Origin of the sequence: Candidatus Sordicultor fermentans (assembly GCF_012728195.1) — a bacterium.
Taxonomy (GTDB): domain Bacteria; phylum Atribacterota; class Atribacteria; order Atribacterales; family Caldatribacteriaceae; genus Sordicultor; species Sordicultor fermentans.
The window spans coordinates 1-26,675 of the sequence record NZ_JAAYFP010000016.1 but is presented as its reverse complement, the minus strand read 5'-3'; the positions used below and the strand labels follow the sequence as shown (position 1 = coordinate 26,675).

The window sequence follows — 26,675 nt, the reverse complement described above, 5'->3', positions numbered from 1 at the left end:
TCAACTAAAAATCTCGACACAAATCATTCTATTTGCAGGCTATCCTCCTTAAGCTGAAGGTGGAATAGGGCTCGCATTATAGTTCTATAGTTGACTACAAGAAAGTAGGTAAGGGAAGGGTTTTTGAGAGAAGCATTTTTTAAGAAAAATCACCCTCACCCTACTCCTCTCACTCCGAGGGCTTCTCTTTTTGTCATGCCTGAAATTTAGCGAGGCATCCATGTTTTTTAAATACTGTGGACCCCTGATAAAACCATTCAGGGGTGACAAACAAGGGGTAATAGAGGCATTCAGGGAATCCACCCCCCACCGTCATTCCCGAGATCTTCAATCGGGAATCCATGCTTTTGCTTTTTTCTTTTTGGAACCATAGGAGCATCTCCTCCCATTATTTAGATTCCTCGTAGAACCGCTCAGGAATGACCTCTCCCTCCGTCATTCCCGAAATTCAGGCGGGAATCCACTGAGGAAGATGTTTCCCCTTCCTCAGTGGTCTTTTAATCTTTTAATCTTACGCCGTTAGGCTGTTTTCTCTTTTTCTGTTGACATCACTATTATAATATCTAAGGATTGGAGAGTGATAAATTGATTAAAGCAATTATTTTTGATATAGATGGAACCATTACTGACACCAACCCTCTATTCTTGCGGAGCATCTCTCAAGCATTTCGGGAGTTTATGGGGGTTGAGAAGCCAGAGGATTTTTTTGTTTTTACTGTGGGCATCCCCAGCCCTGAGACATTAAAGGCTTTGAATATTCCCCCCGAAATGGAAAGAGCTTTTGTGGCTCGCTGGCAGGAATTAATTCGGGAAGGTATGAGGGAAGTACGACTTTTTTCAGGAGTTAGAGAAGTAATAGAAGAACTGCACCAGGAAGGGCTAAAAATGGCACTGGTTACTTCTAAGATTCGCTCTGAAATGTCTTATCAGTTTGACCACTTCATGATAAACCATTTTTTTGAAACTATAATTTGTGCTGAGGATACCCCTCGTCCTAAACCTCATCCCGACCCTCTTCTCTTGGCTCTGGATAGATTGGGGGTAAAGAACAAGGAAGCTATTTTTATAGGTGATAGCATTTATGATATTCAAGCAGCAAAGAAAGCTTTGATTCCCTTTGCTCTGGCTTCCTGGGGGACACTGGAGCTGGAGAAAGTTCTGGAGCTTCACCCCGAATTTGTGTTAGAAGAACCGGAGGACATTGGAGAAATAGTGAGAGGAGAGCGAGATTTAACTCCGGCACTTTGAATTAATTAACGGATAATGAAAGCGTTGGAAACTTTTCTTTCTCCCAGAGGGTCAGAAGGTTGATTAAGGATTTGACCTTGAAGATAAAAAGTTGTGGAGCCTCCGCCATCCAGGTTGAGCGCGTTAACTACCCGGTAATTTTTCAATTCTTCTACTAATTCGGGAATAGTTAGCCCCACGCTATGAGCAGGATTTCTGCCATCCACCACTAAAAAAAGAATCTTCCCTTCTTCAGTTTGGGCAATGACAGTGCGAGGATGTTTTTCAGTTACTATTTTTTCGTTGAAATTACCGAACGGTCCCGGCTGTCCATTTCGGAAAAGAAGAGGGCCAGAACTTAAAATGTACCTTACGTCTTTCCATCTCTCCCAATCCTCATCTTTAGGGTATATCGACATTTTGACTTTAACTGAAGAGCCGGGGATGAGATTTTTCCACATCCACTGGCTGGCTTCTCCCCTGCCTTGTAAAATAAACCCATCAGTGGGAATAACCGTTCCCCCCTGGCTACTTTTAGTTTCTATAACTTTTCCTTTAACTATAATACTTTCTATTCCTTCTTGCTTTGGAGTTTTCTCCCCTAAGAAATGGTCGTAAAAAACTAATTCTTTTCCATTATTACGGCGATTGATTCCGGTAATGGAATAAGTGGCACCATTTTGTGCCTGTGCCTGGGCTTTAAACTTTAGCTCTCCGAAAAGCAGCTGGTTATTTTCGGTGATACCGACGCTATACCACCCTTCTTGAGGCTCACTGAGGATTCTCCCATCTATCATTAGAGTTCCTAAAGGATCGCCATCCTGGGCAAAGAAACCTGCATTTACAGCAAAAATTGCTCCTTTTCTTTGGGCAATTTCGCTGGTTTTTTCTTTCTCTAACACTTTATCTTGAGCCAGGGCTATTTCTAATCGGAGAGGAGAATTAGGGTCAAACAGCAATCCCACGCTGAAGAAAGGTCCCACAGGAGTGGTAGGGGTAACAGTTGGAGTAGCGTCTGTTGTTATTTGATAAGATACAAAGCCCTGCTTTTGTAAACGAGCACTAACTTGAGAGGCCTCCTCTTTAGAGTAGGGACCTATTCTTACTTTGAAGAGGTCTCCCTCCTTTTTCACTTGAGCTGTTGTATACCCCAGTTCTTTGAGCCAGGTAGCTGTTCTCTCTGCTCTCTCCTGGTCTTGAAATGCTCCTACTTGGAGCATTACCTGTCCACTTAACGGTCCTTTTGCCTGTGTGGTTTCTAAACTGGGAGAAGGAGAGAACCCTTCTTTCTTTACTAAGAGGGTAATATACTGATTGATAACTTTCTCCCTTTGCCAGCTTACATCTCCCCGGGCATAGCGGGATATCTTTTCTTTTAGTTGAAGGAATTCACTTTTAGTGAGGGGGTCTTTAGGTCTCAGCTTCCCTGTGCTATCTCCCTGGAAAAGGGGAGGCTCTAAAGTACAGGCAAGAATCATCCACTTCTGGTCTTCAGAAGAGAGGTTGGATAAATCAGAAAAGGCAACGCTTTTTGTATCTACAAAGGAGAGCAAGTCTTGATAAGAAAGAGCCTGGATCACCATTTTTGCTGCTTCAAGACGGGTTATGGGCTTTTCTCCTTCTCCAAAATCAGGAATTCTTCCTGAAGGAAGCTGGAGAAGGCGAGTTAGCTCTTGAGAGAAATCTCTCCAGGCCACAACATCCTGAGCCTGTACAGAAACAGAAAATAAGGAAAAAATTACCAGTAAAAGAAATATTAGCTTTAATTGTTTCTTTTTCATTTCTGTGATTAGTTTAGCAAAAGTACTCAAAAAAGGAAAGACCAATTGTCTTTTTGATGGTTTTAAGCTAATTTTATTAGCTCTTTCCTTTGCCATTCCACTTATAAAAATCTCACAAAGCCCAGAATCCTTATTAAAATAGCGAATTTATGAGATATTGTGTAAAATACGAGGGAGTCGAAATAGAAGCATTAAGCGAGGCAGACACCAGGGCAAAACTTGTTGATTCTCTTTTCACGAGATAGGGGGGAGAAGACCTCTTCTGTAGCGAGGAAATCGATAGAATTGCCTCAGAAATACTGAAGTCTGCAAAAGTTCTGTATGTAGCGTAAAATTGTTGTGGCACAAGAAATGTAGCTAAATTTAAGTTTACAAAAGAGAGTTGAAAGGAGATTGATGATGACATGAATAGCCCCGGAGAAGAGCTCCTCGATTTTATGGTTGCGAATGCTATTTATCCTTTTTGCAGCAAAAAGGGAAAGATTTTTTTGAGATGTTCTAAGAAAGGGATACTAACCGAAGGAAAAAAGAAAGAAATCATTGAGCAATTGAATATCGAAACAGGTGATGAGTGCGAAACATTGAGAGAGGAAATTAAAAAACAGGTAGCAGAGCGTCGTACAACTCGTCCTATAAAAGAATGGATAAAAGAAGAAAGGCCGAGAGAAATGCTGGCGCGGCTGGGAGCGGAAAATCTGCCGTTATCCAAGCTTCTGGCAATAATTTTGAGAACAGGGAAAAATGGCTCGAGCGCTGAAGAGCTGGGCCAGACCTTGCTTAACCATTTTGGGTCACTAAGAGCGATAGATGCAGCACCAATTTCTGAACTATCTAAAATTGAAGGGATTGGTCCCGCTAAAGCAGCTCAAATCAAAGCATCGCTGGAGCTGGGTAAAAGGCTTTTCCAGGAAAGAGCCTCAACCCGGAAAAAATTAACCAGGCCAGATGATGTAATTAGCTATGTTTCTGAATATTATGCTCCTTATCTGAGGGACAAAGAAAAGGAATTTTTTAACGTCATTCTCCTGGACATTAAAAATAAACCCATTGATAATGTTGAAATAAGCAAGGGCAGTGTTAATGCGACTATTGTTGACCCTAAGGAGATTGTCAGGGCTGCATCTTTAAAGTCTGCATCTTCTGTAATCCTGGTCCACAATCATCCTTCAGGAGAAACCACCCCCTCCCAGGATGATATTGAGTTAACAAATCGTATTGTATCGGCATGCGAGCTTCTGGGCATAAAGGTGTTAGACCATGTAATCATTGGCAAAAATATGGAAGATTTTTACAGTTTCGCAAAAGAAGGATTGATAGGGTGAATCAAAAATCATAACCGCAGTATAGAAAAATGGATCTACTTAAATAAAAGGGCTAACCCTTCGAGCTTGCCCCTGCTCCTTCAATGAAAATTGGTTGCCCTAAGGCTCTTTTTTTATCGCTTTTCCTAATCACCACTACTCTTATGTAGCCCTCATCTCCTTCAACAAAATAGGTATCTTCCTTGACTCCTCTGATTACCCTTCTTTTCACTCCCTCTTTTGCAATCCACTCGATAGTGGCCTCTCTACTTGTGGAAGCCACAATTTTATCAGGATAAACTTTTACTGAGAGGTCCGGCCCTTCGGTAGAATAGAAGTGGCCGTTTCGCAAGGCGGCAATGATGCTATCTTCCCGCAAATCGGGAGCTGCAACTACTACCCAGGCTCGATTCGCTTCCCTGGCTATAGAGTGGCAATCAGCTCCTGCCATCCCCCAGATTCGATACCCTCGGGTCAGCAAGGCGTCCCATTTATTCTCCGAATTAGTTCTCCATCTTTTTGCATTAATTACCTCTATACCGCAAGCTCCGGGTACAGATAATAACTCTCTCAAAGTCCACCCACTGAACAGAGGCCATCGGTTAGGATGAGCATAAATCGCTACCCCTCCCTCCTTTTGAATATGGTCAATAATTTTATCCGGCCGCATCTCGTCAGTTTGGCTTTTCACTCCTATTCCCAAAATGTGCCCTGAAGAAGAAGATTTTTCCACCCCGGGAATAAATAGAATCCCGGGAACTGTAGGAGCTTTTGTTATCTGATCATGGTCGGTAATCACCACAAAGTGGTATCCCAAAGACTGGTATGCCTCCATTACTTCCTGCAGAGTATCATCACCATCTGATGCTTGAGTGTGACAGTGGATTTGCCCCTTAAACCGAAAGTCTTCTTCTGGATAAGGGGAATAAATAGTAAATCGGTCAGAACGGATGGGTTGTAAATCAAGCAAATAATCAGGAGAAGATGCTTCAAGCGCAAAAAGATAGTCACCCTCGAGTCTGAACCCGTATCCAAGCAAAAAGCCAAGCAAGATAAAAACATTTACTTCCACAAACCAACTGCTTTTAATCAGCTAAATCCTCCTTTCAGATGATGTGGCAGACACACCGATTCAGTAACTCCCTTCCATAACAAGACCGTGTATAAAATAACACAGAACAAATAAATTATTAGAGCGCAAATAACGAACAAAACAAAAACTCATTTTTATAGTATCCCGTAAAAACCTTTCATAATTAAAGCATAATGGAAGAAGAAAGTAGCCACTAATAAATATATCAGGTTAAGAGAAGAAAAGGGGTTTTCTGATGAGTTGTTTCTGGCTAAAAATGGCACTATTTGAAATTGGATGGGAAAAAGAGACCTAAAACAATAATGAAAAGAAACTAAATACCCTCACAATGAATTAGCATTGTATTTGTCTTTGGAGAAAATATGGCACCCGCAAAGCCTGTCGTGACTATAAAGGAGAAAACATACCCTCATAACCCCAAAAAAAACAAAAGACATATTCGAGGGTCATAATGACCTCTTGGTAGCTTGCCACACGATGATTCTACTGCATGGAAGGAAAACATAGTGCCAAGAGGGACATTACCATGGGCTTTACGGTTAACTATAATTAATTTCTCTATGATATAATAAATCGTGATCAATAGTAGTCGGTTTTTTCGTTTTAAACTGCAACAATCAAGGGTTTGGAGCTAAAAAAGATAATGAAGAAGAAAATTAAAATTCTCCATACTGCTGATTGGCATTTGGGCCTGGTATCCTGGAAAACCCGCCGGGAGGTAGATAGAGGAGAGGAACAAAGAGAAGCTCTGGAAGAGCTTATAGGGGTAGCAGAGAGAGAAAAGGTAGACCTCGTGGTTCACGCTGGAGACCTTTTTCACAGTTCTCATCATCCCGACAAAAAAACCATCAAGCTGGCTGTGGATACCATTTTACATCTGGTGGATATCGCGCCTTTTGTGTGGGTGATGGGCAATCATGATTGGTATGCTATAGAAGGGTTGAAAAAAATTTTTCCTCCTCAAGCTTACATCATCCGTGATTATACTCCTCGGGAAATAGAGGGCATCCCTGTCACTGTTTTTCCTCTTCCTTACGTGAGTCTGGCTCGCCTTTTGGGTGATTACCGGGGAGACGAGATCCAGGATCGAGCTCGAGAGCTACTGAGACAGGAGATGAAAAAGTGGGAAAGAAGTTTTCTTCCTGATCGCTGGAATATCCTGGTAGCTCATGCTACAATTGAAGAATTAGCCCGATACGCTGAAGCTAACCCTCACCGGGAAGTGTTTTTGAAAAAAGCTGATATTCCTTCTGCTTTTAACTACGGGGCACTGGGCCACTTGCACACCTTCTCTTTTTTGCGCTCGCCCTGTCCTCTTTATTATCCCTCTTCACTGGTAGTGGATAGCTTTGAACATGTGGGAAAAGAGGGAAGTTTTTTGCTGGTGGAATTGGAGGAAGGGAAAGAAAGCAAGGTGGAACCTTATTTTTTATCTGGCGCGCATTTGTGGGATTGGGAGTTGAAGGAAGAAAAAGAGATAGAGGAAATTTATGAGGAAATTTCTCAAGATATGACGGGGAAAAGGAATTATATTCGTTTGCGCATCAAGGAAGATTTTTATACCCCGGCTTTTGCCAATAAGCTAAAAGAGATGGGGGGAGAAAACTGGCAAATAGTGGTGGTGGAAGTTATTCCTCGAGAGAAAAAGGAAGTCGAAGAAGAACCACTTCCGGTGAACGAAGATTCTATTCCTCAACTATTTTCTCGTTATTGCCAGGAGCAAAACTTATCAGAAGAAGTGGTTAAGCTTTTTTATCGCTATTACCAGGAAGCAGGAGAGATTAGTGAGACCTCTTGAATTAGAAGTAGAAAAGTTTTTGGGCCTGGAGTCTCTTTCCCTTGATTTTGATTCCAGTTTTTTTGTTTTGGTGGGTCCAAATGGAGCAGGTAAATCTTCCATTCTGGAAGCTATTTTTTTTGCTCTCTTCGGGCGAGGTATCCGTTTAGAGCGAGGCAAAAGAGAATTGATTCATCGAGGATATCCCGAAGGTCCCCTGCGAGTGAAATTGAAATTCCTCCTGGGGGGTAATGAGTTCCAGGTGGTTAGAGAGTATTCTCCCCGGGGTGGGGTGGCAGTTTTAGAGAAAAAGGAAAATGGCGTCTGGAGGGGTTTAGCTTCAGGGGAGCAGCTGGTGAATAAGAAAATAGAAGAAATCATGGGTTTTGATTATCTCACCTTTAAATCTTCGGTATTTTTGCCTCAGGGAGAAACCCTTTCTTTTGTAGAAGCCACTCCTGCGGAGAGATTTAAGACTTTGAGCAGTCTATTTGGTCTTGAGTTGCTGGATGTAATTCGGGAGAGAGTGAAAGAGGAATTACGCTCTTTAGAAAGAGAGCTTCTTCCAGAAGAGAGTAAATTGGAGGAGCTGGAAAAAGAAAACTTGGAAGAGCAATTAAACTTGGCTAAAGAAGAAAAGAAAGATTTGGAAGATAAAACTGCAGATTTGGCTGGAGAGGAAAAAGACAAAAAAAGGCGAACCGAGCTATTGAACAGGCTCACAGAGATAAAAAATAACGAAAAAGAGCTACAAAAAAAGCATGATGATTTAGAAAAAGAGAGAGATAGAGCTTATAAAAAAGCTCAAGAAGACCGGGAGATCCAAAAAGCCTGGGAAGTAAAAGCTTCTTTCTGGCAACCCTGGCAGATAGTAGTAGAAAGAGTTGAAAAATGGGAGAAAGATAAAAAAGCTTGGTTGGGAAAGAAAGCAAAAATAGAAGAAGAAATTGCTCAACTGAGCAAAAATTTGCAAGAAATAGGAGAAAAAATTAAGGAGCAGGAGACTAAAAAAAATAACTTAGCAAGTTATGAAGATAAACTTCGCCGAGAAGCTCTTCCTTTAGCTGAAGAGGCCAGAGCCATAAAGAGAGAATTGCAGGAATTAGAGAAGGATAAGGAAAGAATAAGAAAAAAAATAGAAGAACTGGAAATAATTCTACAAAAAGAAGAAAAAGAAGAAAAGGAATTAGAGAGAAAAATTACTGAAGAAAAAGAGAAGATTAAAAAAGAAGAAGAAATAATTCAAAAAGTAGAAAAAGCAGAAGAAAAAATAGAACCTCTTCTTAAAGAGTTAGGAGAAAAGGAGAAAGAAATTTCTCTTATTGCTGTAGAGCTCAAGAGTTTACAAAAAGACATTGAGCTAAGTAGTGAAAGATATAGAAAGTTAGAGAGAGAGTGGGAAAAGAAGAGAAAAAAACTGTCACTGTGGCAGGAAGAAAAGAAAGCAAGAGAAGAAGATTACCGCCAGATGGTTAAAAAGTTTGCTCTTTGGGAGTTGGAAAAAGAGTGGGAAGAAAAAGGATTTTGCCCTCTCTGTGGTAGCAATGTCCCTCCTCCTTCTGAGGCAGAAAACCTTCCGGAGGTAGATTGGGAAGGTTATCATTCTTTTCAGGAACAAGGAGAAAAATTAGTAGAAGAGGAAAGCTCTCTCCGTCAGGAAAAAACTCAGGAAGAAAGCAAAATAGCAGAGTTAAAAGATAAAGAAGAAGAAAAATTAGAAAAAAAGAAAAAATTAGAAGAAGAAAAGAACAGAATTTTAGAAGTTCTAAAGAACATTGATTTACCACCTCTTGTAAAGCCAGAAAGTATAGAGGGGTTTTTGAAGGAAAAAAGAGGAGAGAGAGAAAAGGCACTTTTTAATCTTTATCAATTGGAGAAAAACAGAGAGGTCAAGAAAGCTAAAATAGAAAGCAGGATAAAGGAGAAAGACGAAGAGCAAGTAAAGATAGAGAGTATAGAAAAGAACATAAAAGAAGAGGAAAAATTCTTAACCGAAAAAAGAGAACAACTTTCTCAAATTTTTGCTGTTTTACGATGGGAGGACGATCGGTTTCCAGAAGAAGCATTTAGTGATTTGTGGGATAAATTTTCGAAGCGATTACAAACTCTTTCGAGGGAATTAGAAGAGCTGGGAAAAGAAGAAAGCAGAAGTGAGGAGAAATTAAAGCTCCTTTGGCAGAACAAAGAAGAAGCAGAAGAGAAGGTTGCTGAGTTGCTGCAACAGGGAGAAGAGCTTCAAAAAGAAGAAGAGAAAAAAAGAAAGGTTTTTCAAGAAGAGCTATCTCGCCTGGGTTGGAGTGCAGAATATTTTGAGCAGTTACGGGATAAAAAGGCAGGTAACTGGCAAGAGATATGGCATAGGTTAGGGGGAGAAATAAAACAAACAGAGAACTCTCTCCAAGATTGCCAGGAGAAAAAGATTAGCTTAATACAGCAGTTGGAGATAAAAGAAGAGGAAGCAGAAGAGCAATTGATGCAAGAGAAAGAAATATTGGAAGAGCTGCAGAAAGAGCTGGGAAAAATCAGAGAAAAGAAGGGTAGCCTGGATAAAGAGATAGAGAACTTACAAGCTAAAATAGAAGAGCGAGACAGGCTAAGAGAAGGGCTACAAGAAAAAAGAAAAAATTGGGAACTTCACTACCAGCTGGATAAAGCTCTGGAGGCCCGGGGTTTTCGTAGTTATCTTCTGGGCTTTCTCTTTCGTGAACTGGAAGAAGAAGCTTCTTCGTTCTTAAGAGATTTATCTCAGGGACGCTATTTTTTACGAATGAAGATGGAAGAGGGAAAAGCAGAGATGGTGGTGGTGGATAACAATTATGGAGGGGAAGAGCGTTTACCCAGCGAATGCTCTGGTGGAGAAAAGACACTGGTTGCTCTATCTTTAGCTCTGGCTTTATCCCGTATTCATCTTCGGGAGGTAGGCAGAGAAAGGGGGGCAGATTGTCTTTTTATCGATGAGGGTTTTTCTGCTTTAGACCAGGAACATTTAGAATTAGTGGCTGATGCTATTTTACGTCTAAGTCAGGATGGGCGAATGGTGGGGATAGTAACTCATGACCCCTCTTTTGCTCATTATTTTCCTTTGCATTTAGAAGTCAGGGGAGGGAAAGCTTTTTGGAAGAGAAACGAGGAAGTTATTTAACTTTAACCGATTTTTTGCGAGAAAAAATGGCGCAAGTCGACCATTGGTTTTATGAGGAAGATTCTTTCCCTCGCTTTTTCCGGGAAGAGAATGATGGTTCTCTGGCTGCTTCTGAGCTATGGGAGATAGAAGAAGGAGACTTTCCTTCCTGGTCAGGGAAACGCCCCTCCCCGGGTTTAGAAGAGATATATTTAGTAGATGGAAGAATGCGAATCCATGCTCGAATTATAGTGTTGATGAAAACTGCGCTTTTAGGGGAAGTGGCGGCAGGTTTTGCCTGGTGGCAGAAGGATAGGGGTCTATCTTTAGGTTTTTCTCCCCAAAATCCCCCTAAATTGGAGAGAGTTTTAGGAGCGCCAGAGGGTCTTTTTTCGGGAGAATTGGTTTCTCGCGAACTTTCTTTAGGACCGGGATTTGTCTTCCATGTTTGGGAATCGGCTCGTGCATCCCGATATCCTCAAGAATTAGAAGCGGCTCAGCAGGCCATTTTCAGTGCTATGCAGGTTTTAGAGAGCAAGGTGGTAAAAGACTTGCTTTCTCGCTCTTCCTGTATCATAAAAGATGGGACGCTACACGAGGGAGATCCAGAATTCCAACCCGGGGTAGGACCATGCGGTCTGGTAAAAAGAGTTGAAGATTTACATCTTCCTCATTCCTACCTGGAGTCTTTGTTTAAATTGGAGCGAGGAGAGCGGACTCCTTTTTTCAGCGCTTATCTAAAGAAGGACTCACCTACACTGCGAGTTTTTTGCTATACACGCCTGGTGGAAAGAGATGATAATTATCCCTGGAAAGGATTAGTGCGCCTGGAAACTCTCCTGAATAAAGAAAGATGGACAGAGGAAAAAGATAATCTTTCTCTGTTTTTTGATGGAGTGGTCTCTCTTTTACCATTTTTGACTGCTGATTTTCCGGCTAAAAGGCTACCAGAAAATATTTTTCCTGTAATTGCTCTGGAGGAGCACCTGGGGCAATATTTTTCGTCTCCTCCATTTGTGCAGGGGCTCATACGGAAAACTTTGGGGAGGAAGGAAAAAGATGAGTGAGTTTATTGGCACAGTCACCGGTTTAGAAGAAATTAATCCTTACTGCTTCTTTGTTCGAGTTAATTCTTCTTATTCTTCTACTGTTGCTCTGGACCAGGTGGTGAGAGTAGATTATCGTTGGGGAGATAGAGAATTTCATGCTTACGGGATGATTACAGAAGTGAAAGCTAAGTGGGATGGTACTATCTCCACCGGTTATCAGGAAGAAGCTTATAACGAAGGAATTTATCAAGGAGTGCCCATTTATCTGGGGAAAGTAGTGGTAACCAGAGTTTTAGAAAAAAAGGGGGAAGACCTCGTTCCTGTCCCTTATTCTTTTCCTCCCCCTGCGGGGGAAAAAGTGTTTGTGGCTTGCGGAGAAGAGCTGGAGGTAGCTTTAGGATTTTCAGAAATCCGAAAGGGGAAAAGGGCTCTTCCTTGCGGGATTTTACCTTCCGGAGACGTGGCTTATTTAGACCTTAAATATATATTGGGAGACAATGGAGCCCATATCAATATTAGCGGTCAATCTGGAGTGGCAGCCAAAACCTCTTATGCTACTTTTTTGCTGTGGATGTTGATGAACTACTCTCGTTATGTCAAGGACAATGCTTTTTCTAACCAATTAGTTAACAGCCGTTCTTTAGTTTTCAATGTTAAGGGAGAGAGTCTTCTTTTTCTGGATTACTGGAATGAAGAGTGGAAAAGGGCTCAGAAGAAAGACTCAGAAGAGGGAAGGCAGTTTGCCGAATGGCAAGAAATGTTTCGCCTTTTTGAGGTAGAACCGCATCCTTTCTCTGAACTGGAGGTTTATGTTCCTCCTCGCAATGAGAAAGGCTCTCCCCATATTCGCCACAGTCGTCCAGAAGTAAAGGCCTACGGGTGGGATATTCTGGATATTGTGGAATTGGGACTTTTGCCTTTGATGTTTGATCCTGAGGAACTTTCTCAGAACCCCAATTTTCTATTAACTGTTACTGTGATTGAAGACTTCTTGCGAGACCAATACGATGGTCTGGTTGCAGATGCCCGCCGAGAATTGCGCAGCGGTAGTTATCCGGTGAAAATTGATTTGCAAGGGTTAACCGACCAGGAAATAGTGCGAGTTTATTTACAGGCTGCAGGAGAAGAGCCCCGTCTTATTCTGGAAAGCTTTAGTTTGCCTAATAACTTGATTTCTCTTATTACCATGCTTCGCTTATCTTTAGAAGGAGAGGGGAAATTAGGAGAGGAATTACAGAGAGAGCAGATTGACCCTCGCACAACTTTAGCTATTTCTCGCCGCCTGCGAGCTGCTCGCCGTACTGGCTTGAATCTTCTGTGGAGAGATATAACTCGCTTACCCTACCGGGAAGTCAAAGAAGTTCCAGAAGGTGGCTATCACCTGCGTTGGAACCGTCCGGGAGGAATATCAGTGGTAGACATTTCTAAACTCACCTATCAGGGGCAGGCTTTTGTAGTGGGAGCAGTGCTGCGAGAGATAATGCACTGGAAAGAGAGAGAGCGTTTGGCTGAACCAGTTTTTGTTTACCTTGATGAGCTCAATAAATATGCTCCTCGCACCGGAGGAGGGCCTTTAGGCAACATCTTTCGAGATGTGGCAGAGAGGGGACGTTCTTTTCGAGTGGTTTTAATTGGAGCAGAACAAACTGCTTCTCAGGTAGACTACCGGGTAATAACTCAGGCAGCAACTACAGTGGTAGGCAGGCAGAAGTTGGCCGAGCTGCACAAAGAAGAGTACGCTCATTTAGAAGGGAATTTACGGGATAAGGCGGCTACTCTTTTGCCGGGAGAGGTAATCATTGATCAGCCTTTTTTGCGTATTCCCCTTACGGTAAAGTTTCCTCTTCCTCCCTGGGCTACTTCAGAGGAAAACCGAGAAGAGCTATACCGGAAGGAAGTAGTATTTACTCCTGAAGAGGAGTTGAAAAAACTGTTAGGAGAATAGGAGATATAAAAATGCCCAATGAATTTACAGTGAGAACGCATTCTCAAGAAGAGTTTATAGACATCACCAATTCGGTTAAGGAGGTAGTTGCTTCTTCCCATATTCAAAAGGGAGTGGCAGTGGTTTATGTCCCCCATACCACTGCTGGAGTTACCATCAACGAAAGCGCCGACCCCAGCGTGGTAGAGGATATTTTAGAGGTCCTACGAAGGGTGGTGCCTTTTAATTTTCCTTACAGGCATTTAGAGGGCAATGCTTCTGCTCACATAAAAACAAGCATAATAGGTTCTTCTATTTCGGTATTGGTAGAAAGAGGTAATCTAATTTTAGGAACCTGGCAGGGGATTTTCTTCTGTGAATTTGATGGCCCTCGCACTCGCCGGGTGTGGGTAGATGTTATAGGAGAATAACTTATTTACTGGAATATTCAAGATTTTAGCCAGATGATGCACTTGTGAGCGAATCAGGTGTGTGTTACAATTTTTGAAATCCGGGCTTATTGTAGAAGCTACATTTCAAAAAAAAGGAGGTGAGTGTGTTTTGTTTTTTAGGCTCGGAGTTGAAAAATTGAAGGGAGGTCTTAAATTAAGATGAGTAAGTTTTTTAGGAAAAGTGTATTTTGGGGATTGGTAATCTTATTGCTTTTTTCTTTGAGCTTGGTAGCTTTTGCTCAAGAAGAAATGTCCGAATTAGAGAAGAAGACTGCTGATGAAGCTTTTGCCAAAGCAGATAAGGGACAGCCTGATCCGGACTGGAAAGGAAAGAAGTTCACCATTGCAGTTTTAGCTTCCGGTCCTCATGGTGCAATTTCTGGTCCTTTATACTTCTGGCGACCTTACTGGGAAGAGCTTACCGGAGCTACTTATGACATTGCTGAAATTCCCTTTGGAGAACTGCAAGCTAAAATATTCACTGACTTTGCTACTGGAACCGGAAATTATGATTGTATAGTAGGACCGAGCTTCTTTTATGGAGATTATATTGCCAATGACTGGATTATACCGATTGATAAATATTTTGATGACCCTCGTATGCCCGAATGGGATCGAGAATCCATTGCTCCTCCTATCCGAGAGCTATTACAGTGGGGAGATAACTGGTACGGATTCAATAATGACCATGACGGTATGGTAATTTATTATCGTAAAGACTTGTTTAATGACCCTCGGTGGCAGGCTGAGTTCAAAGAAGAATATGGATATGATTTTCCTGTTTCTCCTGTTACCTGGCAAGAAATTCTGGACATTGCTAAATTTTTCAACGGTAAAGATTGGAATGGCGATGGAAAGGACGATTTTGGAATTACCATGCATCTTAAGGTAGGAGAGCAAGGCTTCTTTAACTACATTGCTTTAGCAGGCTCTTTTGTCTGTATGCCTGCTCCAGGGGACGATCCAGCTAAAATTACTCGCTATCATAACGTATTCTGGTTTGACCCTGAAACCATGGAACCCTTGATCAATACCCCGGGGCATGTCAAGGCATTAGAGATGCTCACTGAGCTCACCAAAGCCGGTCCTTCTGCCATGGTGGGATGGGGATTAGGGGAAGCCTGGGACGTTTTCCTGCGGGGTAATGCTGCTATGTGCTTTACCTTTGGAGATGTGGGCACGCTCTCTCAAGACCCCCGGGTTTCTGTAGTCCAGGGTAAACTGGGAGTAGCTCCTATTCCGGGGAGCAAGGAAGTGTACGATTTGGAAAGTGAACAGTGGGTAACCTTAGAAGAGCCAAACTTAGTAGGTAATAAGTGTGGTGCTTCGTGGCACGGAGTGATATCCAGCTATGCTGAAGACCCTGACATGATTGCTCACTTCCTTTCCTGGCAAGCTACTCCAGAAATTAACCACTGGAACGTGGCCTGGGGTTGGACAGGAATTGATCCTGGAACTACTTATGATTTCTTAGAACCAGCAGGCAAGGCCAAAATTGAGGACTATACCATCACAGGATATGATGCTGAAGATATAACTCAGTTTTTGGATGCTTATTATACTCTATGGTTTGAATATCCTCGTAGTGTTCCTTATCTTCGAATTGCCGGAGCGGCTGATTACATTGAGAGTTTAGATATTCATATGTCGGAAGCTCTCACCGGTCAGGCTACTCCTCAGGAAGCCTGGAACAGGGCAGCTCAAGATTGGAACAGGATTACCGATCAGCTGGGTAGGGAAGAACAAAAAGAGCTTTATAAGGAAGCCATTGGTTATAGTGGCGAGTAAAGCATTGAAAGAGGCGGTGAGCTCACCGCCTCTTTCAAGAGAAAGAAGGTGAACTGGGGTTGAATAGGAAAAAAAGAGTTCCTCTTAAAGAGCAGGGAAAACATTTTTTTATTTTTCCAGCTATTATTTGGCTACTGGTTTTTACTATTTTTCCTCTTCTTTATACCCTTTATTTGAGCTTTCATGGTTCCCGCTTTTTGCGAGTTACTAAATTTGTAGGTTTAGAAAATTATATCTATGTTCTTTCCGATTATCGTTTTTGGAATGCTTTCCGGGTAACCATAACTTTTGTGGTTTTAAGCGTTTTACTGACTGTAGGTCTGGGCTTATTGCTTGCTCTTCTTTTTAATCGGCAAATGAAAGGGGTGCAGTTTTTTCGCACTATTTGTACCACTCCTCTTTTCACCGCTCCTGTGGCTCTGGGATATATGTTTATGATTATCCTTTACGAGGAAGGAGGACCGGTTAACAATTTTTTACACGCTTTAGGAGCTAATGCTATTCCCTGGCTTTCTCATCCCCGGTGGGCTCTGGTTTCGGTCTTGATTGCTGATGTGTGGCAGTGGACTCCCTTTGCCTTTCTGGTTTTATTAGCTGCTCTGCAGGCTGCACCTCGAGACCTTTACGAAGCAGCTAGCCTGGATAGTGCTTCAGGTTGGGAAATATTTCGCCATATAACTTTACCTCTTATCAGTCCCACTCTTGGAACAGTAATCATTTTGCGTACTGTGGAAGCTTTTAAAGTTTTTGATTTGCCTTTTGCTTTAACTAATGGAGGTCCGGGTCTGGCCACGCGAACTTTAACTTTTAATGTTTACACAAGTGGCCTGAGGGACCAAAATTTAGGCGTGGCTACGGCTACGGCAGTGATTCTGCTTCTTATGGTTCTGGCAGTCAGTCAAATCTTTTTCCGTCGTTACGGTTCAAACTATGATTAAAGGGGGAAGCGACTAATGAGAAAGAAACGTCGGTGGACTAATATTATCTTGTGGATAGCGGTAATTGTAGCTGTGGTCTGGATGCTTTTCCCTTTTTACTGGGCGGTAATAACCTCGATTAAAAAACCAGCTGATGTTTTTAGATTATCTTTTATTCCCTTTGTTCAATTTGAACCCACTTCAGAAAATTGGCGTTCTGAGCTTCAGATGCGGGGTCAAGAGATCAAGCGAGGATTGAAAAATTCGCTCATAATTGGAGTGTGTTCAGCTCTTGTTGCTCTTTTTATTGGTGCTTTAGCCGGGTATGGTTTAGCCCGTTATAAGTATCACCGGGTTAAAAACCGGGATATAACTATGTGGATTCTTTCCCAGCGGTTTTTACCTCCCGCGGCAGTAGTTATCCCCTTTTTCCTTATATTTAAAACTTTAGGCCTGATTGACTCAGTGGTAGGCTTAGTACTGATAAATGCTACTTTTGGCATTCCCTTTGCTGTTTTGGTAACCAGAGATGCCTTTCGAGACCTCCCTGAAGAGATAGAAGAATCGGCTTTAGTAGATGGTTGCTCTCGTTTCCAGGTTTTCAGTCGCATTGCCCTACCTTTGGCTGCCCCCGCTTTGGTTGCGGCAGGAATTATTTGTTTTGCTTTCGCCTGGAATGAATTTCTTTTTGCCTTCATTATGTCCTATTCTAAGGCTGTTCCCATGACCGTTTTAATTGCTGGTACTCAGGATACTCAGGGAATTCAATTCTGGTATGTTGCTACTCGTATGCTTATGGCTGTTGTTCCTCCTACTATTCTGGCTCTCACCGTGCAGCGCTATATAGTGCAAGGCCTCACTTTTGGTGCGGTAAAGGGTTGATAGTTTTCTATAGCAATAAACTTTGTTAAAAGTTTTAATTTTTATACTTATTCTTTCGGCTCTTATGCTCATTTGTAGGCACTATGGGGGGGTATTCGCCCCTCTCATAGTGCTCTGAAGAGAAGAATAAGCAGTCCGTGATACAGGGAAAAAGCTGGCTTTTGGTAGCGAAGTAAAATTGCGAGAAGATGTTACATCCTCGACCCACCTATCACTCTGAAAAAATAAAAACAACCTATGGCGTAAAAGAACCGCGTAAAAAACCCATTTACTATCTTGACCAGAGAAAGAGAGCGAATTAAAATAGGTAGAATAATTAAATGATTTATATAAATTGTGGGTGGTGGAAATGAGAAAGAATGCTGATTCTCTGTATGATTTAGCTCTCCGTTTTTATGAGAAGGGAAAGCGTGCTATTGTTCCTCTTTTTGGATACTCTGGTCTTCAGCTCACCGGAACTACCATCAAGCAAAATCAGTTTAATCACTTGGTACAATTTCGTTCCCTGAGCCGTCTTTATGACCGCTTTCGTCCTGATGCCATGTTTTTTCTCATGGACTTATCGGTGGAAGCCAGCGCTCTGGGGTTGCCAGTTCGTTTTCCTTTAGAGGAAACTCCTTCGGTGGAAGCTCATCTCGTAAAGAGCAAAGACGATCTGGATAAATTTCGCAAAATTGATATTCTGGGTTATGGAAGAGTTATCGTTTATTTAGAAACCCTAAAGCATATGCGAGCCGCCTTCCCCTGCCCGGTGGGAGCTTACGTTATAGGCCCTTTAACCTTGTCAGGTTTATTAATGGGAGCTAATCAGTTAGCAATTAAAAGTATTCTGGAACCAGATTTTTTTGAAGAGGTTTTGGAATTTTCTCATCAAGTAGTTATGAGATATGCTCAGGCTTTGCGAGAAAATGGGGCAGATTCTATCATGGCTTTAGACCCTACCGCGGTAATTTTTGGTCCACAGCAATTTCGCCAGACCATTTCTCGCTTTTATCGAGAAATGGTAGGAATTCTGGATGATGTGGAGATTACTCTTCATGTGTGTGGTAACACCTTTCATCTTCTGGAAGAGATGGTAGATTCAGGAGTAACAGGTTTGAGCCTGGATAGTCTGGTAGATATGAGGGAAGCATCTCAGGTAACGGGGGAAGACATTCTCCTTATGGGTAACGTGAGCCCGGTTAAAATGTTGTTTGGCTCCCCTCAAGAGGTTTATGACGAAACCTGGGACCTTTTAGAAAGCATGAGAGATTTCCCTCCTTTTATTTTGAGTACTGGTTGTGATTTGCCTCAGGATGTACCTCTGGAGAATATCGATGCTTTTTTCCAGGCGGGAAGAAACTGGGGGAAATAAAGGAAGAGAACCATAGAGGGATACTTCTCCTTATAGCCCTTTTTTCGTTTTTTGTAAGGAGTGTGCTATTATCCCCATCTGCGGCATCCTTGCAGAGAAATCAATCTTTAATGATTAATGAGCTTGTATAATGTTTATCCGGGCAAATAGTAATATTCACCGTTTTTTTCTTGATTTCTTGATCGAAAGGCTGTTTTTTCACCTTGCTCGACAAAAATCAAAGAATGGATTAAGCTTTATCCGGGGGATCACTTTGCTCCTCTGGATTGGTTTTGCTGGCACAAATACTTTACCCGGAAAAGCAAGTAATGTTCATCTTTATTTAGCTTTTCTATCAACCATTTGGGAGAAGAACCTTAATTTTTCCAATACAGATTATTCGCTCTTTTCCTTTAAACTGGAAAAAAAGAGTAGGAATAAAAATGAGAAACAGCGGAAAAGAATGGGACTTATTAAATAAGTTAGATCGAGAAGAAAACCTCACTCAGGAAGAGATAGTCATTCTTCTCGGGTGTAGAGATAGAAAGGTGGAAGAGCAACTTTTCTATCTTGCTGATGAGAAGAGAAAAAAGTATGTGGGAGAAGAGGTTCATCTTCGAGGTTTAGTAGAGTTTTCCAATTTTTGCCGTAGAAATTGTCTCTATTGTGGATTGCGCCGGGATAACCGGAAGCTTAAAAGATACAGGATGTCTCTGGAAGAACTTTATAACCTCGCTGAAAAAATCGCTCTGCAGGGGCTGAAAACCATCGTGCTTCAGTCGGGAGAAGACCTCGCTTACGATGCTAAAAGTTTAGCTTCTCTCATTCACCGGATTAAAAAACTTGATGTAGCGGTGGCTTTGAGTATCGGAGAGCGAGAGCCCTGGGAGTATGCTCTCTGGAGAGATGCCGGAGCGGATCGATATCTCCTGAAACAGGAAACTTTTGATCGAGAGCTTTTTGCAAAGCTTCATCCTGATGATGATTTTGACCAGCGCCTCGAGTGCCAGAGAACCCTCAAAGAATTAGGATACGAGGTGGGAAGTGGGAATGTGGTAGGGCTTCCTTATCAGACTCTTCAGTCTTTGGCTTTAGATATCAAAAAATTTCAGGAGTGGGATTTTGATATGATTGGCATTGGCCCTTTTATCCCCAACCCCGATACTCCCTTAGGGGAGGAGGTTTCCAACCCTGAGGGAAAATACCTTCTCACTTTAAAAGTTCTGGCTCTCACCCGCGTCCTCACTAAAACCTCTAATCTTCCTGCTACCACTGCTTTGGGAACGCTTATTCCCGGAGGAAGAGAAAAGGCACTCTCCTGCGGAGCCAACGTCTTTATGCCCAATTTTACCCCCTCTTTTTATCAGAGTAGATATATCATTTATCCCGGGAAGGGTATCGAAGAATCCTGGGAAAATTATCTTTTAGAAGTTAAAAAGATGATAGAGAGAAAAGGGAGAGTGGTATCTACTGGCTATGGAAATCGAGTTTCTTCGGGGAGTGGCGAGGCTGGAAGAAGATAGTTATATGCCTCGCCACCTGGCTTTTTCAAGCTCCAAATTTACCTAGCCGTAGGGCGTTAGCGAGCATTAGACTCATAAGAGCCCGAGACGGGAACTGTCCTAAATATCCGTGAGCACATTCTTTTTCGGTAAAGCGCGTACCTGTGCTAACTCCTGCATATTTAGAGTAAAGGAGAACTGGCGAAGGATGCCAGGAATGACTGTGCAAAAGGGAGGGAGTAGAGTGGTCTCCAGTGATAGCAAGAACATCAGGACGCAGAGCGAGAACCTGGGGAATGAATTGATCTAAGTGCTCTATCCTATCCACTTTTTTCTTAAAATCTCCATCTTCTCCTGCTTTATCGGTATCTTTATAATGCAAAAAGAAAAAGTCATAATCAAACCACTTATCCCGGAGAAGCTTTACCTCATCCTGAAAATCTCCTGTCACATCGGGGGTATCAAAGCCGAAAAGCCGGGAAATTCCTTTATACATAGGATAAACAGCAATAGCTAAAGCTCTCACTCCATAACGTTCCGGGAATTTCTCAATATGTGGAGATTGAGAAAAGCCACGCATTAGAATGGTATTAGCTTTAGGTTCATCTTTGATGATTTGATGAGCTTTCTCTAAAAAGAGCTTTAAAACTCGAGCAGTTTTTTCAGCTTCCGCATCCAGCGCCTGGGGCTCATAAGGAGGAAGTCCTTCCTTTTGAGGATCGGTGTCTCTAACTCCTTCTTTCAAACCCTCTCCTCGTAAAATCAGGACAAATCTATGCTCCATACCCGGTCTTAAGATTATCTCTACTCCTTCAATTTCTTTTATCTCCCGGGAAATTTTCTCTACTAACCGGGTACATTCTTCAGTAGAAATGCGCCCTGCTCTTCTATCCACTATGATACCTCTCTCGTCACGGGTGGCAAAGTTAGCCCGAGCAGCAATGTCTCCGGGTTGAAGATGGAAACCTACTCCCAGAGCTTCTAATACTCCTCGACCAATGGTAAGTTCTTCGGGATTGTAGCCGAATAACCCGATATGCCCTGGGCCGCTTCCCGGTGTGATGCCATGGTTTACCAGAGTCATTAACCCCAGGGCGCTCTTCTTAGCTAACTCATCCAGGTTGGGAGTTCGAGCTGCTTCCAATTCTGTTTGATAGCCAAAATCGGGGTGAGGAACTCCGCCTAAGCCATCGGCTACAAGAAGCACCATTTTGCTCTCTGCCTTTTTGAGAAGGCTCTTTAAATTTTCTAATACCTCAGGCATTTTCACTATCTCCTTCCTCTTATTTTCCCCTTATATTACCACAGTTAACTCCCGAATTCCCTATTTTTTTCTTACATCTTTCCTTGGCGCCCATAGCCGGAATAAAACGGCGTGGCTATTATTCCTTAATGCCTCATCTGCCACCCCGGTAACTTTCGAGCCGTTTTAAACCTACCCCTGAAAGCCTCTATCATCCCGTTGTCCGTCATTCCTGAATGTCTCTACCCTCCCCTTGCCCGTCATTCCTGAATGGTTCTACCAGGAATCCAAATTACTTAAGGGCAAACACCTTTAGATTCCCGACTACTGATTTTGGGAATGACAAAATTATAAAGAGGATAATACCCCTCAGTATGAGGGGAAAACTCTCTATAACCTCCCTTAAAAAATGGGTTTCCTACCCCCGGGGGAAGTAGGTTACAACTGTTTTTTGTGATCAACTATACTCTAATTTGCTGAAACATCTCCTTACTCTCTCTACTAATAGAATAAAGGAGCTTCGATATTATATTTGAGGCTAATCACTGAAAGCCAAAAACATGATACAATTGAAGGGGGTGAAAAATGGAAGAAAAAATTTTTGTTATTCAGGAGCATTGGGCTTCTCGTCATCATTTTGACTTCCGTCTGGAAAAAGACGGAGTTTTAAAAAGCTGGGCAATTCCCCGTTCTATTCCCCAAAATGCAGGAGAGAAAAGGTTAGCCATAGAGGTGGAAGACCATGATTTAGATTACGCTGACTTTGAAGGGGAAATTACCGAAGGTTATGGGAAGGGGAAAGTTAAAATCTGGGATAGAGGATATTACCTTGCCGATAAATGGGAGGAAGATGAGATTTTGTTGGAACTGAAGGGGAATAAAGTTAAGGGAAAATATGCTTTAATTCGAACTAAAGGTAGTAAAGCAGATGATAACCGGCAATGGTTATTGATTAAAAGAAAGGAGGATGTCAGTTGACCATTCAAGAAGTTCTGGAGCAAGCTCTTAAAATGGAAGAAGACGGTCGTCAGTTTTACTTAGAGGGCTATGAGAGAGTAAGTAGCCCTTTAAGTAAAGAGGTGCTGAAAAGGTTGGCCGATGAGGAATTAGTGCATATCGAACGCATTAAGGAAGGGTATAATAAGGTAACCAAAGGAGAAGAATTCGCCGTAGAAAATTGGGGAGGCATTAGAAAGCCTGCTCGAGAATATTTTGATAATATTTTTACCGAGGCTCGGAAAAATATGGACGAGCTTATAACTCCCAGCGCTCAAGAGCTGGATGTGATCCAGACCTCTATGGATCTGGAATCGAAATCCCATCAATTCTACGTGGAAAAAAGTAAAGAAGTAGAAGATGGAAAAGTACGGGAGTTTTTAGATTTTTTAGCTTCCGAGGAATATCGTCACTATAACCTTCTGTTTAACACCTATGAATACTTGAGTAACCCGACCTCCTGGTATTACCGAGAGGAAAAACCCATTTTTGAGGGAGGTTGAGAACTCCTCGGGGGAGGGGATGATCTGAAAGTATGAAAATTGTGGCCATTATGGGGAGTCCCCGGCGAGGGGGGAATAGCGATATAATGCTGGATGCTTTTCTTTCCCCGAGGGACTCCCTTCACTCTTTAGAATGGATAGTTCCCTCACGGCTCAACTTAGGGTTTTGTCGAGGATGCCGGTTTTGTGAGGCTATGGGAAGATGCATTTTAAGAGACGATATGGATGAGGTAGGAGAAAAATTACTCGAGGCCGATAAGGTGGTCTTAAGTTCTCCAGTTTTCTTTTATGGTTTTCCTGCTTCTCTGAAAGCGCTGGTGGATAGAGCGCAGGTTTTCTGGTCCAGGAAATATAAAATGGGAGAGAAGTTTAAGCCCAAGGAGGGTTTCTTGCTTGCAGTAGGAGCCACTAGTGGAGGAAAACTTTTTGAGGGAATAGTTTTAACCACCAGGTATTTTTTCGATGCCTGGGGATGTGAATATAGAGGAGGTCTTTTTTTCCGGGGTTTTGACCAAAAAGGAGCTATTGGAGAATGCCAGGAGTGTTTAGAAGAGATTAAGGAAGCGGGGAGAAGTTTTTTGAGCTCCAAAAATGGTTGAGAGTTTTTATATTTGACCGCAAAAGGCATGGTAATTCCCTCTATTAGCGCGCCATTTTTCTTTCATACCTGGTGTCTAGTGCGTGGTAACCCCGAGAGTTCTCCTCCTCTTGCTCTTTTCTGTCATGCCTGAAACCTCTAATCAGGCATCTATATGTTTTTACTGAGGAAGCTTTTTTCCTCAGCAGTTTTTGCTTTTTATCGTTTTAAGAGGCGTTATAAAGGGGCTTTCCCCCTTATTATTCTGAACCATTCTGGAGTAACGGCCCCTTTTACGTCATTCCTGAAATCAGTAGTCGGGAATCCAAATGCTTTTAAATACTATGGACCTCCGATGGATACATTCAGAGGCGACAGACGAGAAGGGGGTTTATAAGAGTTTAGTGCGGAATGGTTCTTCCGTTCTTACCCTTCCTAAAATATATACTCCCATCTTTCATCTTTAGGTTTTGCCTTTCCTGATGCACAGTCTCGATATTCTGATTTATTTTCTTCCTCTTTTCCCCTTTGATAATGATGTATCTGATAATTCAGCTACTTCTTCCTTAACCCAACTTGCGCTATAAGTGCCAGAAATTAGCGCTATAACAGGCTTTTCTTTTTAAGGACTCCCATTTTCTGGTAACACGGATTTTTTCTGCCAGAATGGTCTATCTCTATACTTTAATGCCTGATATATTTTTCTTACCTCTTCTTCTGGTTCACTGCATTTTTTGAGGTATATCGTCTTCCCTGATTGAGTGGGTAGAGAGCTGGTTACTATCTTCTGGCTGTTCATTATCCTCACTATAGTGCTCCAATCATAGTTTATCCCTCGAGCTTTAAGCTGATGACGAATACTGTTTACCAGGGTATAGGCTAATACAGCACCATATATATGGGCTTCACTGGCTTTATCTTGCTCTTGATATATCGGTCTTACCCGCAGGTCAGTCTTTAGAGTCCGGAAGCTGGCTTCTACCTCTCTTATAGTATTGTATATATCCCATACTGTATGCTCATCTTCATCTCGTAAGGTAGTACGGATAAAGTAAGCTCCGGGCTTTCTACTTCTCTCTTTTACTTTCTGCCAGCTTATCTCTTTTACTATTCCCCCTTCACTCTTTAGCTTAACCTCATAAAGCCTGTGAACTGAGGGATACTTCTCCTTCAGCCTCCCTAACCGCTCATATACTTTTTCTACTCTCTTTATTCCTCCTTTTTTTTCTATTCCATCTTTTATGGCCTGCAGTCCAGCTTCATATCTTAAACAATGGAGCTCCTGGATACTCTTTTCCTTCTTCTCCTTCATTTCACTTTCTAGATAGAGGAAATTATCTTCTTCTCCGGGAAAGTTAACCCACCGAGCCTGGATTTGATTACCTCGCTGATCTGGGAAAGTGGAGAGCTCTTCTTCTTCCCTTGCCGGCAGTTTAGTATCTGGTTTACTTAAAGGGACACAGACATAGTCATAGCCCAACTCTCGGAGAAAAGCTAAATTATCTTCTGTAGCTATCCCAGCATCCATAACTATTACTTGTTTACCTACCTTATTGTTTTCTTCTCCTCTCAGATCTTCTATGGTCTTTTGTAAGGTTTTGCTATCTCTAATGTTTCCTTCATATATCCTACTGTACTTTACAAAGCCATACCTATCTACCACTAAAGCTAAAGAGAGTAGTTTGGCATCACTACGCTTTTCTTTGCTTCTACCATAGTGAGCTTTCTCACTACCTTCTTTCTCTCCTTCAAAGTAGGTGTTGGTTAAGTCATATATCCAGATCTGATCTTCTAAGGAAAATAGCTCTCCAGTTCTCCGTCTTAAGTAACTTTCTATTTCTGTTTTCTGCTTATACAGACGTTTACTCACCTCATAAAGGTGATAACGGGTAACTTTACCAGGAGGAAGATGATATAGTTCACCTACACCACTGTTTTGCTGTAACCACTGGGCCGTCTCTCGATCTGATGCTGGATAAACTGAGCGACCTATCAAGTATATTAAAGCTCTCTCTATCCATTTCCTCTCCCAACCCAGAGATTGAAGACAGTGCTCTAAACCTAACTGCTCCACAGCTTGGTGACAGAGCCACTCTGCTCCTATCTCCCGCACTCTCTCATGAGATAGAGAATTGACATCCACCAGCTGATAATCAGAGGTTTCTACTAAATCTTCTCTCTTTTTTCCAGGTTTACTGGAAGAGACATCTACCAGCTTCTGGTCGATGATCTGCTGAGCATAGTAGTGAGCTAGTCGTTCTACTGTTTCATTCTCGGGGGGAAATAAAGGTTGTTCTCCTCAGAGAATCTGCTCAATTCTATCAGCTAATAGCTTGTGGTCCTTTGGGTTAGGTAATTCCTCTAAAGAACCCAGGTTAAGGATAGTCCGGTGACGGGGTTTACCACCTACTCTATAACTCTCATAATAATTCTGGGACTACAAAGGGTTTTTAGATAACTTACTAAGAAAAAAAGCTGATAAACCAAGGATCTATATCTCAAGCATACCTGAAAATAGGAGGTTTTTCTGAGAAAAAGGCGCAAGTTGGGTTAAGAATTCCGATCTAAATTTGGTAAAATTTTAAAACTTAAATAGCCAGGATTTGGTAAAATTTTAAATTTTACCCAACACCCTCTAAGAGAGGGTTTTGAAAAAAATATTTTTGTGCTTCAGGATTTAAAAAAGGTGTCAAAATATAATTAATTGATCTATGAGAGGCAGAATAAAAACAAAGGGAATAGATATTTCCTTCTCATCTCATCAGGGAAATGAGAGCATCAATTAATAAGAGCTATAGAACAAACATAGATGGGAGAAAAATGTATTTTCTGCTCTTTATCGAATTTTTTGCTCCTCCGAAAAATATCAAAAATTTGCTAAAATATAGCATCCAATTGTGGAAAAACTTAGAAAAGGCGTATAATATGTTCCATAAATAAAAGAAACAGGGAAAGAAATGGAAATAAATCCGGAAAAATTCTCATCAGGTTTTACTATCCTCGAACTCTTAATAGTAATTTCCATCATTTCGATAATTTCAGCTTTTTCTTTCCCTCACTTACTCAACTGGCAAACTTCCCTCTTAGGTAGACTTACTGCTCAGAGAATAGCAAGTGATTTACGTTTAGCTAAGATAGAAGCGTTACGAACCGGAGCCACTACCAAAATCACCTTTGATCCCGCCCAGGATCTTTTTATTTATCGAGGT

Annotated in this window: 20 protein-coding genes; 16 read left to right on the top strand and 4 right to left on the bottom strand. The window is 41.9% G+C overall.

Going from position 1 to position 26,675, the window contains the following annotated elements; genetic code table 11:
• Window positions 1–585: 585 nt before the first annotated feature.
• On the top strand, window positions 586–1,248 hold the full coding sequence (locus tag GXZ17_RS00740) for an HAD family hydrolase (protein WP_409375379.1): 663 nt from the start codon (window positions 586–588) through the stop codon (window positions 1,246–1,248).
• Between the two features lie 5 nt (window positions 1,249–1,253).
• Here the strand turns inward: GXZ17_RS00740 and GXZ17_RS00735 are convergent, their stop codons facing one another.
• Window positions 1,254–3,104: a phosphodiester glycosidase family protein gene (locus GXZ17_RS00735; RefSeq protein ID WP_409375378.1), complete on the bottom strand. Its 1,851-nt coding sequence runs from the start codon at window positions 3,102–3,104 to the stop codon at window positions 1,254–1,256.
• 308 nt (window positions 3,105–3,412) lie between these two features.
• On the opposite strand from GXZ17_RS00735, the gene radC reads away from it, so the two are divergent.
• Window positions 3,413–4,330, top strand: coding sequence for a RadC family protein (radC, locus tag GXZ17_RS00730; protein ID WP_409375377.1), 918 nt, complete (start codon window positions 3,413–3,415; stop codon window positions 4,328–4,330).
• A 52-nt stretch (window positions 4,331–4,382) separates the two neighbouring features.
• Here the strand turns inward: radC and GXZ17_RS00725 are convergent, their stop codons facing one another.
• Window positions 4,383–5,381 (bottom strand): CehA/McbA family metallohydrolase, encoded by a 999-nt coding sequence (locus GXZ17_RS00725; protein WP_409375376.1) that lies wholly within the window; start codon window positions 5,379–5,381, stop codon window positions 4,383–4,385.
• A 664-nt stretch (window positions 5,382–6,045) separates the two neighbouring features.
• Here GXZ17_RS00725 and GXZ17_RS00720 point away from each other — a divergent pair.
• The 10 genes from GXZ17_RS00720 (at window position 6,046) to hydE (ending at window position 20,168) form a co-directional block, all read left to right on the top strand.
• A complete protein-coding gene (locus tag GXZ17_RS00720; protein ID WP_409375375.1) occupies window positions 6,046–7,200 on the top strand; it encodes an exonuclease SbcCD subunit D in 1,155 nt (384 codons plus the stop codon).
• Window positions 7,187–10,321, top strand: coding sequence for an AAA family ATPase (locus tag GXZ17_RS00715; RefSeq protein ID WP_409375374.1), 3,135 nt, complete (start codon window positions 7,187–7,189; stop codon window positions 10,319–10,321). Before GXZ17_RS00720 ends, GXZ17_RS00715 begins: the two co-directional genes overlap by 14 nt.
• The gene (locus GXZ17_RS00710) at window positions 10,294–11,367 is read left to right on the top strand and encodes a hypothetical protein (RefSeq protein ID WP_409375373.1); all 1,074 of its coding nucleotides are present in this window, start codon (window positions 10,294–10,296) and stop codon (window positions 11,365–11,367) included. Before GXZ17_RS00715 ends, GXZ17_RS00710 begins: the two co-directional genes overlap by 28 nt.
• A complete protein-coding gene (locus tag GXZ17_RS00705) occupies window positions 11,360–13,294 on the top strand; it encodes an ATP-binding protein (protein WP_409375372.1) in 1,935 nt (644 codons plus the stop codon). The genes GXZ17_RS00710 and GXZ17_RS00705 overlap by 8 nt, the downstream gene beginning before the upstream one ends.
• A gap of 11 nt (window positions 13,295–13,305) precedes the next feature.
• On the top strand, window positions 13,306–13,704 hold the full coding sequence (locus GXZ17_RS00700) for a secondary thiamine-phosphate synthase enzyme YjbQ (protein WP_409375371.1): 399 nt from the start codon (window positions 13,306–13,308) through the stop codon (window positions 13,702–13,704).
• A 180-nt stretch (window positions 13,705–13,884) separates the two neighbouring features.
• Window positions 13,885–15,513 (top strand): ABC transporter substrate-binding protein, encoded by a 1,629-nt coding sequence (locus tag GXZ17_RS00695; protein WP_409375370.1) that lies wholly within the window; start codon window positions 13,885–13,887, stop codon window positions 15,511–15,513.
• A gap of 59 nt (window positions 15,514–15,572) precedes the next feature.
• Window positions 15,573–16,451 carry a carbohydrate ABC transporter permease gene (locus GXZ17_RS00690; protein WP_409375369.1) on the top strand — a complete coding sequence of 293 codons (879 nt, stop codon included), beginning with the start codon at window positions 15,573–15,575 and terminating at the stop codon, window positions 16,449–16,451.
• Between the two features lie 15 nt (window positions 16,452–16,466).
• Window positions 16,467–17,312, top strand: coding sequence for a carbohydrate ABC transporter permease (locus tag GXZ17_RS00685; RefSeq protein WP_409375368.1), 846 nt, complete (start codon window positions 16,467–16,469; stop codon window positions 17,310–17,312).
• A gap of 349 nt (window positions 17,313–17,661) precedes the next feature.
• On the top strand, window positions 17,662–18,666 hold the full coding sequence (locus GXZ17_RS00680; RefSeq protein ID WP_409375367.1) for a uroporphyrinogen decarboxylase family protein: 1,005 nt from the start codon (window positions 17,662–17,664) through the stop codon (window positions 18,664–18,666).
• A gap of 422 nt (window positions 18,667–19,088) precedes the next feature.
• A complete protein-coding gene (hydE, locus tag GXZ17_RS00675) occupies window positions 19,089–20,168 on the top strand; it encodes a [FeFe] hydrogenase H-cluster radical SAM maturase HydE (RefSeq protein WP_409375366.1) in 1,080 nt (359 codons plus the stop codon).
• A gap of 25 nt (window positions 20,169–20,193) precedes the next feature.
• On the opposite strand, the gene GXZ17_RS00670 is transcribed toward hydE, so the two are convergent.
• Complete coding sequence (locus GXZ17_RS00670; protein WP_409375365.1) at window positions 20,194–21,411, bottom strand: 2,3-bisphosphoglycerate-independent phosphoglycerate mutase; 1,218 nt, start codon at window positions 21,409–21,411, stop codon at window positions 20,194–20,196.
• Window positions 21,412–21,975: 564 nt separating this feature from the next.
• Here GXZ17_RS00670 and GXZ17_RS00665 point away from each other — a divergent pair.
• The 3 genes from GXZ17_RS00665 to GXZ17_RS00655 are packed head-to-tail and all read left to right on the top strand — an operon-like array spanning window position 21,976 to window position 23,488.
• Window positions 21,976–22,368, top strand: coding sequence for a DNA polymerase ligase N-terminal domain-containing protein (locus GXZ17_RS00665; RefSeq protein WP_409375364.1), 393 nt, complete (start codon window positions 21,976–21,978; stop codon window positions 22,366–22,368).
• Window positions 22,365–22,889, top strand: coding sequence for a ferritin family protein (locus GXZ17_RS00660; protein ID WP_409375363.1), 525 nt, complete (start codon window positions 22,365–22,367; stop codon window positions 22,887–22,889). Before GXZ17_RS00665 ends, GXZ17_RS00660 begins: the two co-directional genes overlap by 4 nt.
• 32 nt (window positions 22,890–22,921) lie before the next feature.
• On the top strand, window positions 22,922–23,488 hold the full coding sequence (locus GXZ17_RS00655; RefSeq protein ID WP_409375362.1) for a flavodoxin family protein: 567 nt from the start codon (window positions 22,922–22,924) through the stop codon (window positions 23,486–23,488).
• 600 nt (window positions 23,489–24,088) lie between these two features.
• Here the strand turns inward: GXZ17_RS00655 and GXZ17_RS00650 are convergent.
• Entirely contained in the window at window positions 24,089–25,609 is a 1,521-nt protein-coding gene (locus GXZ17_RS00650; RefSeq protein ID WP_409375361.1) for an IS1634 family transposase, read from the bottom strand.
• Between the two features lie 814 nt (window positions 25,610–26,423).
• Between GXZ17_RS00650 and GXZ17_RS00645 the strand changes: the two genes are divergently transcribed.
• The coding region (locus GXZ17_RS00645) for a Tfp pilus assembly protein FimT/FimU (protein ID WP_409375360.1) at window positions 26,424–26,675 on the top strand (252 nt) is incomplete at its 3' end.